The 11,391-nt window shown below is 43.9% G+C and carries 9 protein-coding genes; 1 reads left to right on the forward strand and 8 read right to left on the reverse strand.

Annotation, left to right across the window (positions count from 1 at the left end; all coding sequences use genetic code 11):
* Window positions 1-17: 17 nt before the first annotated feature.
* A complete protein-coding gene (locus tag AC58UU_RS05800) occupies window positions 18-821 on the reverse strand; it encodes a thioesterase II family protein (RefSeq protein WP_497313818.1) in 804 nt (267 codons plus the stop codon).
* Between the two features lie 482 nt (window positions 822-1,303).
* Here AC58UU_RS05800 and AC58UU_RS05805 point away from each other — a divergent pair, with 482 nt between their 5' ends.
* Window positions 1,304-2,881, forward strand: a complete 1,578-nt coding sequence (locus tag AC58UU_RS05805; protein ID WP_497313819.1) for an esterase/lipase family protein — start codon at window positions 1,304-1,306, stop codon at window positions 2,879-2,881.
* Between the two features lie 472 nt (window positions 2,882-3,353).
* Here AC58UU_RS05805 and AC58UU_RS05810 read toward each other — a convergent pair whose 3' ends face one another.
* The 7 genes from AC58UU_RS05810 to AC58UU_RS05840 all read right to left on the reverse strand — a co-directional run bounded on the left by AC58UU_RS05810 (window position 3,354) and on the right by AC58UU_RS05840 (window position 11,264).
* The gene (locus AC58UU_RS05810) at window positions 3,354-4,796 is read right to left on the reverse strand and encodes an alpha/beta hydrolase family protein (RefSeq protein WP_497313821.1); all 1,443 of its coding nucleotides are present in this window, start codon (window positions 4,794-4,796) and stop codon (window positions 3,354-3,356) included.
* Window positions 4,797-4,881: 85 nt separating this feature from the next.
* Entirely contained in the window at window positions 4,882-5,565 is a 684-nt protein-coding gene (locus AC58UU_RS05815; RefSeq protein WP_497313823.1) for a 4'-phosphopantetheinyl transferase family protein, read from the reverse strand.
* 15 nt (window positions 5,566-5,580) lie between these two features.
* Window positions 5,581-6,783, reverse strand: coding sequence for an ABC transporter permease (locus AC58UU_RS05820; RefSeq protein WP_497313825.1), 1,203 nt, complete (start codon window positions 6,781-6,783; stop codon window positions 5,581-5,583).
* Window positions 6,783-7,469: an ABC transporter ATP-binding protein gene (locus tag AC58UU_RS05825; protein ID WP_497313827.1), complete on the reverse strand. Its 687-nt coding sequence runs from the start codon at window positions 7,467-7,469 to the stop codon at window positions 6,783-6,785. The genes AC58UU_RS05820 and AC58UU_RS05825 overlap by 1 nt, the downstream gene beginning before the upstream one ends.
* Window positions 7,466-8,575 carry an efflux RND transporter periplasmic adaptor subunit gene (locus tag AC58UU_RS05830; RefSeq protein WP_497313829.1) on the reverse strand — a complete coding sequence of 370 codons (1,110 nt, stop codon included), beginning with the start codon at window positions 8,573-8,575 and terminating at the stop codon, window positions 7,466-7,468. The genes AC58UU_RS05825 and AC58UU_RS05830 overlap by 4 nt, the downstream gene beginning before the upstream one ends.
* 256 nt (window positions 8,576-8,831) lie before the next feature.
* Window positions 8,832-10,919, reverse strand: a complete 2,088-nt coding sequence (locus tag AC58UU_RS05835) for a hypothetical protein (RefSeq protein ID WP_497313831.1) — start codon at window positions 10,917-10,919, stop codon at window positions 8,832-8,834.
* Window positions 10,920-11,093: 174 nt separating this feature from the next.
* Entirely contained in the window at window positions 11,094-11,264 is a 171-nt protein-coding gene (locus AC58UU_RS05840) for a hypothetical protein (protein WP_497313833.1), read from the reverse strand.
* Window positions 11,265-11,391: the final 127 nt, after the last annotated feature.

Raw genomic sequence — 11,391 nt, forward strand, 5'->3', positions numbered from 1 at the left:
CCATGTTTAATAGTTCTCTACAGCCAAATTACGTTACCGGTGTGAACGACTTGCCTTTGGGTCGGTTTCGCAGGGACTTTGTGAAAGCTATCGTAAACCGTTTGCATGATGTTTTCTTGTTGGTTGTGCAGAAAAAAATGATCTCCATCAAACATATGTAGAAAAAATTCGTTATTGGTTTGTTCATTCCAAGCAGCCAAGGAAGGAACGCTCACATCATAATCGGCATTCCCACCGAATGCGGATATCGGACAACGCAGCGGCTGATCATGAATGTAAGAATACGTCTCACATACTTCAAAGTCGGCCCTCAACCTCGGCATCAATAGCTGCATCAACTCATCATGCTGCAGCACCGCCTCCGGAGTGCCATTCATGCGTTTCAATTCCATTTTGAACTCATCATCCGCAAGTTGGTGAAGCTTTTTCTTCGTATAAGGTAGCCCAGGGCCAGAACGTCCTGAAACAAATAGATGAACAGGCTGTTTTCCATATTTCCTACTAATTTGGCGGGCTGTTTCGTAAGCAATCAATGCACCCATACTATGACCGAAAAATACAAAGGGCGTTTGTAGCAACGGCCCAATCTCCTCTACAATCGCTTGGACAATTTGCGACAATGAGGTCATTGGGGATTCAAGTCCCCTGCTCTCTCTACCAGGTAACTGAACGGAGCATACCTCAACATCCTTTGGGAAGAAACGGGACCAATCACGAAATACCGAAGCTCCTCCTCCAGCGTATGGAAAGCAAAACAATCGAAGGTTGGCACGGGAATTCACATTTGCATTTAAGAACCATGAATGAAGTTTGGATGTCATATCTCTACCTCTTCCACTCTAATAAATTGTTTTTATAATAAAAAGAACACTTCTAGCCTAAAAATTGCTATTTCCCCCCTGTCCAGAAACGTACACCTGACTTCTTTAAAGTTAATGCTGAATTATTAGCGTAGTGTTAACTGAATAAGAAATATTTATAAAGAAAATAATGGTAAATATTAAAGTTTATGCGAACGAATTGTTAATTACAGGAAAGTTAACGTGGTGAAATATCGGGATGTAACCTGCATTAAACCCCCAATAACAATAGAGAAAAGCCTATTTAGACCAAACTCTTCTGCTATTTAAATTAAAATTATCTTTATAAAAATAAATTATAATGCATGTAAAAGCCCGATCTTCATAAACAATTAAAATACATAAATAGGAAAATAATGAGATAATTGAATCGGCTGGCCAGCCCATTTGAAGTCGTAATGCCGACTCGTTGATTCATATTAAGAAATGAGAGGAATGAAATCATGAAGAAATTTGCCACTTCCATCATTCTAGCTTTCATACTAGTCATAAGCTTCGTTATTGCGCCTGCCACCGCTGCCGTTTCTAACCCTAACCTGAACCGTGTCCCTGGCACATGGTCACCGGGAGTAACCCCAGCCAACTTGAATTCTAAATTGCCTGTCATTTTATTCGTACAAGGACTCGGGGGCAATGCAGGATCTTGGTATGACACGAATGACATGTATCAAACGGCTTACAATAACGGCTATCAGACTGCTTTTATCGAACTGAACGATTCGGCCGGAACTCCCAAAAATATGTGGGACAATGGACAGCTGTTAGCTCAAAAAATTGCCGTCATCTCCCAATACTTTAATAAGAAACTTGTGATCGTCGCTCACAGCAAGGGAGGCGTGGATACGCAAGCTGCTCTCGTGCACTACAATGCTTATCCTTACGTTACAAATGTGATCACACTAAGCTCTCCGCATCACGGTTCCGAGTTGGCCGATCTCGCTTATTCAAGCTGGGCGGGGTGGCTAGCCGAGCTCATCGGCTACAAAAACGACGCCACTTATTCCATGCAAACCTCCTACATGAACTACTTCCGCTCTGTTACCGATTCGAACGCCAATAGTGCTTACAATAAGTTCTATACACTGGCTGGAAAAGGCTGGGCCTCATCACCTAGCAGCTCTTACTTTGCCGGCGGCCTTTACTTGTCGCTATTCGGAAATAACGACGGTGTGGTTACTGTGAACAGTTCCTATGTGCCTAAGGGAACTATGGTCAAGATCGGAGATTGGGATCATAATACGATCCGCAAAGGATCCACAACGTTCTCTTTATTCAAACCGTATTTAACAGCTACAAGCACAGCGTCAGCTAAAGCTAGCGACCTCGTCACGTCTGCAAGCAATAAACCATCTGATGCTTCGCAAGAGAATACGGTCGGGACAGCAAGCAATTTATTAGTACGTGGCGGAGCGCACAGCGGAACTGCCAGCGAACGCTTTCTTGTTGAGAACGACGTTAAAAGCATTACCGTGGACTGGATCTCCGATCAGAAAGAAGATCAAGTAGAACTGATTTCCCCTTCAGGCGGTCAAACGAGCATAAATGTCAAATCTTATCAAGATGAGCAGGTGTTCAAAAACGCTTGGCATCACATTGCCGTGGTGAATAATCCCAAACAAGGAGAATGGACACTTAGGACTCACAGCCTTAAATCAGGCGGCTACCTGATGACAGTCCGATATGATTCAAATTTGGACAAATCCATTCGACTGAAGCTAAACGATGACAAGACAAAGATTCAGGTCGAGCGCGATAAGGCTTCATTGCAAGGAGACAAGCTTAAAGTCCAATATCAAGTTGACTTTACTCCTGAGGGCAGCAACGCCGACAAAAAACAAACAACCAAATTAAAAAATCTCGCAACCATCGATTCAGACAGTGATGTAAATCTATCTGACGTTAGCAGTCCAGGTGTGTACCAAGCTTCATTCGTCGTAAAGGGACAAACAGAGAAAGGTGTTCCTTTCGAAAGAACGCTAATTCGTTCCATTTACATCGATGAGAAGGGTGACAGACACTAAGCCATACATGAAAAAACGGCTCTTTCGCATTATTAAACTGGACCCTTTTCGTGGATATTTTAAAGAAAGACCCTAGATTAAGCTGTTAAAAGATGGCTCCGGTATTCGCCGGGAGTCATCTTTTTTAATGTCCATTGATAACGATGGGCTACCGTGATTACCAATGTTGTAGTTTCTACAACAATTCACAAGCCAAAAGGCTATTTTGCTAGTAAGAGTTGTAGTTTGTACAACATTTCGAACCCATTTGTCGCGAAATGGCCTGTATGGGGCTAAATTGTTGTACATTATGCAACATCGAAGGGATATGAGGTGGGATCTAGGCAGAATTGTTGCACTTTATACAACATCATTCGATTTATTCATGTAATCCTCAACCGTTCTTATTCATTGATTATTAACGAAAAAAAACCCGATAAAGGTCACTTTTTTCAAAGTGTCCATCTTTCGGGTCACCGTTCACGTTTGCGAGTCATTTTTTCTCTACGGTTACTTCATTAAATGGTGGCATCGGTTCATCCAAAAGAGTTGATGCCTTTTGATTCAAATATTTATCGAAAAATGCGAGTACGTAGCTATTAATGATATGCCGTGCCTGCATGGGGGACAATTTCAAGCTATCCATGAGGCGAAGCCCGGGGGACCATAAATAATAGTCCGTAAAGCTCATATGCTTGATCCCACGGATGGTTACCGCATAACCGCCACCGTTTCCGAACAAGACGCGATTTCGAATCGGTATCTCCGTCTTATATTTGTCGTATGCTTGTTTGGTAACTCCGATCTTTGCCAATTGCTGTTCGGTCGGTTCCACATCCTTGTTCGACTCTACAACCTCAGTCTTCATCTGCATGAAGGGTTGTTTTAGGCCGTTTACAATGGTTTTGCCGAATGGAGTTCCATCCATGTTGATGCCGGCTTTTACCCGTTGATCAGCATAGAGCGTTTGAATCGTTGCCGCCCCTCCAAAGGAATGGCCCAGCATGCCGATTTTATCCACGTTTATTTTTCCGGTTAGCAAACCCTGCGGGTCTTGCTTATTCAGCTTTTCAAATTGGTCCAGTACAAACTGAGCATCCTTCACCCATACTTCGATCATTCGATCCCAACCGTCAATGTCGATTACGGCAGGAAGCTTATTCGTCTTGGGAGCGATGCGCTGATCAGGAAACACCGTCGTCATGGCATAGTAGGGATGCTGAATGGCGGCAACCAGATAACCGTTGCTTGCCAGTTCCTCCATTTGAGACGTGCTCGTAAACCGCGTACCTGGCAGTCCGTGCGAGAACACAATGAGCGGATATTGGGATTGTTTTACAGCGAGAGGTGGCATCACATAAGAGTTTGTTTTTACATAGCGCAAATAGTGGAAAATGAATGCAGGGATTTTGTATTCCTGCTGCAGCGCTTGCCCAAACTGACGATACTCAGGTATATAAAGTGCCTTAGATGAGGCTTGATCGATTTGAGCAGGGTACCATAATTGAACAAGAAGCTCTCGCCGATCATTAGGGGTGTCCGTTAATATTTCCTCTCTTGACGCATCGGTCCAATGATAGGTGACTGTCCCTACCGAATAAGGACCGGATGGAGAGTCGATTTTAAATACGGGAAGCAGGATGGGCAGTATTGCAGAAACAACCAATAAAAACGGCAGCAGAAAGCTCCAAATTGAGTGGAGCTGCTTACTTCGCTCTTTATGGCGCCTTGCCTTTACAAACAAATACAGCATATAGCCCGCCGTCAAACTGTATAGCGGAATCATTTGCCATCTGTAGCCCTCGAAAATGAAATGAAGAAGGGCAACTCCTATTGCCAAGCAGCCTGCTACGCCAACCTCTTTTCGTCTAACCCATCTATCAGCAATCCATAGCATTACAATGCTTACAAGCATCATGATCTCGAATATGCGCATGGAGCCCTCCCTTCCGGACATCTTCGCCATTATGTTCCAATTAAGCACATAATATAAGAATTCGGATAGGATTGGAAATTTATGTCTAGAGCGTGCCAACGTCAACGTGAATGACTTTATCAGGAAAATGCCCGGATATCGCACATAAGGATAGTTTATAGGCTGGATCAATCTCATATTGTTTAAAATGATATTTTGGTATTTCGTCTCCGGCGGTCAGCTGAATATCGGAACCTTGCTTGTTGATGCTGAACGAATCCAAAGAGAGGCTAAGCCCTCTCCCGTCTGCTTTGATCAAGCTTTCCTTTAGCGTCCAAATGTCAAAAAAATAGGCCAAACGATGTGAGATAGGCACAGTCATTAATTGCTCATACTCCGAAGTGGAAAAGTATTGACGGGCGATTTGCATATCAATCGAGTGAATCTTCTCAACATCGATTCCCACAGCATCTGAATCAATGGCACAGACGACCCAGTCTCCAGAATGTGAGACATTGAAGTAGACGGAATCTATGCCGTCAAGGTGGGGTTTGCCATAGGCATTTATGCTAAAAAAAATCTTATGCCGAGGCAGCTTGGTCATTGTGCTAATCGCATATTTGACCAGCAACTCCCCCACCAACGAGCGAACAGCGTCATCATATTTCAACAACCGCCGGACCTTGCTTTGTTTCTCCAGCGATAATTGATGAAACATCCGATCAAACTTCTTTCTATCCAGCTCTTCCGATAGATGCATAGCAAAAACCTTCAGCGTAAGCAGATACATACCCTCCTACTTCGCTTATTCGTATCTTAAAGATTCAATAGGCTGCATGTTGGCTGCCTTCTTAGCGGGATACCAACCAAAGAACAGACCTACAGCCGTAGAAAATCCAAAAGCGATTATGATCGTCCAACCTGACAAAACGAATTGCCACTTAGTGATCAGCGAGAAGGCAAACGAACCTAGTACGCCGATTGAGATGCCAACCACCCCGCCAAGAAAACAAAGAATGATCGCCTCCATCATAAACTGCTGCAAAATCAGCCCGGGCGTAGCTCCGATTGCTTTGCGGGTACCAATCTCCCTCGTGCGCTCCGTAACGGACACTAGCATAATATTCATGACGCCGACACCGCCGACTAACAAGGAAATGCCGGCAATGGAACCGATCAGAATCTGCATGACATTAAAAACAACATCGAGGTTTCGCTGGAAATCCTCTACCTTCTGAACTTCATAATCACCGCTCTCTGCGTTATGCGCTTTGGCTAAATGGCTCGTTATCGCTTTTCCCGCCTTGTCCTTTTGCATGGAATCCGCGGTGTTTGCAATCACCATTAGTGAATCCAGTTCATTGTTAGTACCCTCTTTGAGCAGGGGCAACGAATCATAAGGCATATAAGCCGAATAATTATTACCATCCAGCCCTGATAAAATCGATTTATCGGACTTGTACACTCCAACGATCTCGTATTTATTCCCATCCAACGTGATCTTTCGGTTTACAGCCTGTTCTGCGGAGCCAAACTGTTTGATTGCATAGTCCGATTCTACGACGATCACCTTTTGGCGCGACTTTTGTTCGCTTACGGTAAAAAATCGGCCCGATTCCGTTTTCAAGTTCATAAATTTGACGATGTCCGCAAACGTGCCTGTCACGTTAAAAATGATGGTCGAGTCCCCCGATTTGGAAGCCATGGTCATGCCTAATGAACCTGAAGCTGCTTGAACGCCTTCTAGCCTGCTCACCTGCTTTAAATCCGTCATCGTTATTTGGATTTTATCAGCTTTCGTCGCGCTAGTGGACGGCGTTACGAAGAAAACGCCAGGGGAATATTTAGCGAGCTCCGATACGACGGAGCCTTTGCCTATTTGGCCGATAGATACAACCAAGACGACGGAGGCAACGCCGACGATAATGCCGATCATCGTAAGCAAGGAACGGAGTTTGTTCACTCGCAAGCTGTCCAAGGAAATCAAAAGATTTTTCCATATACTCACTATCGCTCACTTCCCTTTCGGCGATCTTCGATGATTTCCCCATCTCCGAAGCGGAGTATGCGTTTGGCATGCTCGGCAATGTCCATTTCATGGGTGATGACAATCACCGTAGATCCTTCATCGTTCAGCTGAGTGAATAGCCCCATGATCTCATGAGACGACTTTTGATCCAAGTTTCCAGTCGGCTCATCAGCCAGCAGTATGGCTGGATTCATCGTCAACGCTCTTGCTATCGCGACACGCTGCTTTTGTCCGCCGGACAATTCGCTCGGGCGGTGATGAACGCGCCCTCCCAAGCCGACTTTCTCCAGCAAGCTGCTTGCCCGTTCCGTACGAACCGAAGAGGCAACGCCTCCGTACAGCATCGGGAGCTCCACATTGCTCTGAACCGTTTGCCTGGCGAGCAGGTTGAAATTTTGGAACACGAAACCAATCTTCTTATTCCGAACCTTGGCTAATTCTTTTTCCGTCAACGATTGGACTTCTTGACTATCCAACTTATAGGTACCGCCACTTGGAATATCCAAGCAGCCCAAAATGTTCATAAGCGTCGATTTGCCAGATCCCGAAGGTCCGATGATCGCTACGTAATCCCCTTTCTCGATCGTCAGATTCGTCGGTTTAAGGGCTTGAACTTCCAAGGCGCCGTTGCGATAAACTTTATGAATTCCCTCCAATGCGATCATTTTATTACCACCTGCACGCCTTCTTTCACGTCAGCGGAAGGTCCTTCAATAATCTGATCACCCGGTTGCAGTCCTTCGAGAACTTCGATAAATTCGTCGTTTTCCTCCCCAAGCTTTACGTTGGTTCGAACAGCTTTATTCTCAACAACCTTAAATACGTAAGACTGTTGACCATCCCGCTTTACAGCGCTAAGAGGTACGATATGGTGAGCAGCGTTCTCGATGGTTATTTGAACGGTCGCTTTATATCCGGGACGAAGCTCTACATCCGACTGTTCGAGATCGACCCTGAACTCAACGACTGACTCCTTGGCATCCAGCTCGGATGTGACGGCAACTGGTGATATATAGGAAATGCTTCCTGCATAGGTATTCGTGAATGCGTCGCCCGATACCTTAACCTTCATCCCTATTTTAGCTAGATTGGCATCGTTTTCCGCCAAGTTCGCTTTGATCTGTAATTGAGACACGTTTGTAATCAAAAATGATGATGTGCCCAGAGTGATCTCTTGTCCTTCTTTAACGGAAATTCCATTCACGATACCGTCGATATCAGCAAGTAATTGATTCTTTTCAAGCTTTTTTTGGATGTCATCGATATTGGACTCTGCGTCTTGAATCTTTAGATCGTACAATTTCTCATCAACAGCACTATTTTCGTCAAAGGATTCCAAACTCACAGCTGAGCCTGTTTCGCTCATTTCTTTTTTCACCGTTTCAAGCGTTTGCTTTCTCACTTTTTCCTGATCTTTCAGAAACTTCTCCTTCTCAGCGAGATTCAATTGAAGTTGATGCCTCTCTTGTTTCAGCTTCGCATTCAAATCCGTCGTGGACAACGAAAGCAGCTCTTGACCTTTTTTGACAGGATCGCCTTTTTTGACGTGAATTTTCTCAATGATACCGCCGGATGTTACAAATTGCTCCTTGATAACTTTTGACTCAATCTTACCGTTCGCGAATACTTCTTTCGTTATATTCCCTTCTTTCGTTGTGGAGACTTTTACGGCAACCGCCGTACTTCCTTTTGAGGTTAAAACACCTGTAACTAGTACTGCAACAATCACTAGGACGACAACCAATACTCCCCAAAGCGCTTTTCTCAACACGATCATTCTCTCCCCATTCTTTAGGTATCTAAATGTATGCTTTTGTGCCAAAAAGCACTAAAGCTTCTTGGTACAAAAGCATGAGATGAATAGTTGAAACCCTTCTTGAAGGAGTGGAACAATCACAGATGGATGACTAGAAGGATGAATCATGATTATATTAACCTTGTTATGTTTTCTGTGTGTTATTTCCAAATAAAGGTTTTATTGAGATAAATGCGAAGACCCTGACGCTCCGATTCAAATGCTCCATACTTTAGTCCGTTGTAATGAACCAGTCCGCCTTTTGGGTCGCCAATAGCTTTCTTTGCCCTTGAAATTCTTCGTATAAACTAAGTTTATACTGCTTCAAGAAAGAAGATTTGAATATCAAATCGGCATCTGTTACTTGTATTTTAAAGTTCTCATGTTTACCGATTTTCAGCTTCGTCCCCACGGTTTCGGGCGTTTCACCTTCGACTGGATCGAAATCCTTCATCTCGAACGACTTCTCAAACGACTTTTCTCCGCCACCATCTTCAAACACAAGTACCAGCTTGTGTCCGTCTACATTCGTTTCTAGATAGCCTTCGCGGCTGATTTCATAATTGAATTTAAGGGTAAACGTGCTGTTTTCGACCATTGATCCAAATTGATAGAGTGAAATCTGATAAGGGTATACGATAACGTTCTTAAGTGAGTCCTTCACTTCAGCCTTCACTTCAGGAAGCATGAATGCCACGGGTTTCACGTAAGAATCGGGTTTGCCGCCGCTTTCCGTCAGCTTGCCTTCCGTTACGGACTCACCGATAATCAGGTGCATGTTTTCCGTCGAAAACCCTTTAGGGAGCGAAGCCGATACGTTCAGCAGTGCAGTGCCATTCGGACTTACTTTATTTTTGACTTCGGCAACCGAAGCTGGAAGCACCGTTCCGTCAGCTGCCCTGAAATGAGCGACTAGCTTTGTGGGCGCCGTATATCTTTTCTCCATATTCGTCGCTTCTACTTGTGCGATAACCAATGAGCTTGTCTGGCTTGTATAGCGATTAAGGCTGCGGATCTTAAATTCGGTCTTTCTACCCGCATCGTCAAGGATGTACGGCTGATCCAAACTGTGGAAGGGAATCGCCTGCAGATCGGATTGACTGGTAAACTCAACCACATCCGTTGTGACCGTGTCGCTTTCTTTCTCCTGCAGCACCAACTTCATTCGCGAATACTTCGATATATAAGGAATTTTCCCTACCATTTGCAAATTCAAAGACGAATCGGATGCGATACCGACTACATTCGCCGTTTGCACGACATTGGCTTCGATTTTAACCGCATCGTCTAGAAGAAAGTATCCGGTCAAGTTCGGTATGGACAGTGTATCCGGACCTTTATTGCTTAAGGTAATATCTCCGCTCACTATATCCTGATCTTCCCATGGGAGCCGGTATAAAGCATTCATTTCAGCCGTATAAACGCCGGATTTGCTTGTGAAAGAGTAGGCTTTGCCGATGGAACCGCCTTGATTCAAGGTTGCGGCAGGAAGCTGAAATGCTGCCACAGGCAGGTTGATTTTCAAATCGGCGGCAGTTTCCGTTATGACAAGCTCCCAATGATCCGAAGAAACGGCAATCGGAATCGTTCCGGATAACTGGATTTCTTTGCTTTCTTTCGGTTTGATAGCTAAATCTTTGAGTCCTTTCGCTTCCAAAGGATACAGAAGTCCTTCCGGTGTGCGAATCGAAAATAGGTAGGCCGGAATTGTAATCGCGTTAGAACCTACATTCTCTAGTGTTAAATAAACGGTAGGCACATGATATTTTTCGTTTTTGTTGCTGACGAGCATCTTGATCGAAGCTTTTAAGTCCGTTTCTCCCACTCGAAAGATCGATCCCTCTTGGGATGGGGTCACATCCGTGTAAGTATCGGGTACGGAGACTTCACCGAGCACTCTTTCGAATTTTGTCCGGTTCAAATCCCAATTCATAAACTCTACAACCAAATCTTGAAGCTGCGTGTTTTCATTCACGTTTGCATAATAAGTCATGTCCACACTCGAGCCTGGGGCAACATAAGTCTTGTCTTTATCAGAAGGAAGTGAACGTGCGGAAAATTGGCTGCCTGATTTGTTTTTTAAGCGGATCCAATAATCGATCACTTTTAATGCGCTGCTGCCTCCATTGTGAATCGATATTTGAATTACAGCCAGCTTACTATTCTGAGATGTCGTCAAATGAATTTGCTTTAATTCAAAGTAACTTTGTTCCGAAATGGCGACCTTTCCAATGATCGAAGATCCCTCCCCATTGGCAATAGCGGGTGTTACAGTGCTTAGAGTGAGCGAAATGGTAAATGCCAATGCTGCCAGTTTCATGATAGGCGACTTCATATTCATTATTTCATCCTTTCTCAATTTAGGGATTTTTTGAAAGTATTCGTTGCAAGTAGCGATAATCCTCTGGCTTCATAATTACTTCATTTTTAACCAGCGTACTCAGGCGGAAGAATTAAAAAAAGAGCAACTGCAAAAGCGTGCTCCATAACTATATTACCGAACTAAGCCAACTCTATTGATAAAAGGAGGTTGCAATTTCATCAACCAACTTGTTTCGTTTTCTTTTTTTACTTTCCCTAAATCCCATTCCATCGGCACGGATTGTTCGATTTCCGCTTTTCTTTGAGCCATCATTTTTTCCAAGGCATAAGAGTTGATATCCATGAGTTTTCTCCCTTCGTGACTGATTTATATGATTAGTTTAATTTTTTTTTATTTACACGGTATTAAATACAAATAGATTAATTGTAAATGCCATTTCCATCATTCCTTGTAAATTGCTGGTTTGGAT

It is taken from the genome of Paenibacillus sp. JT22N1, from assembly GCF_059692155.1.

Excerpts from the sequence above, each read along its gene's own strand:
- AC58UU_RS05800 (WP_497313818.1), bottom strand. The coding sequence starts at position 821 with ATGACATCCAAACTTCATTCATGGTTCTTAAATGCAAATGTGAATTCC.
- AC58UU_RS05805 (WP_497313819.1), top strand. The coding sequence starts at position 1,304 with ATGAAGAAATTTGCCACTTCCATCATTCTAGCTTTCATACTAGTCATA.
- AC58UU_RS05810 (WP_497313821.1), bottom strand. The coding sequence starts at position 4,796 with ATGCGCATATTCGAGATCATGATGCTTGTAAGCATTGTAATGCTATGG.
- AC58UU_RS05815 (WP_497313823.1), bottom strand. The coding sequence starts at position 5,565 with ATGTATCTGCTTACGCTGAAGGTTTTTGCTATGCATCTATCGGAAGAG.
- AC58UU_RS05825 (WP_497313827.1), bottom strand. The coding sequence starts at position 7,469 with ATGATCGCATTGGAGGGAATTCATAAAGTTTATCGCAACGGCGCCTTG.
- AC58UU_RS05835 (WP_497313831.1), bottom strand. The coding sequence starts at position 10,919 with ATGAAACTGGCAGCATTGGCATTTACCATTTCGCTCACTCTAAGCACT.
- AC58UU_RS05840 (WP_497313833.1), bottom strand. The coding sequence starts at position 11,264 with ATGGATATCAACTCTTATGCCTTGGAAAAAATGATGGCTCAAAGAAAA.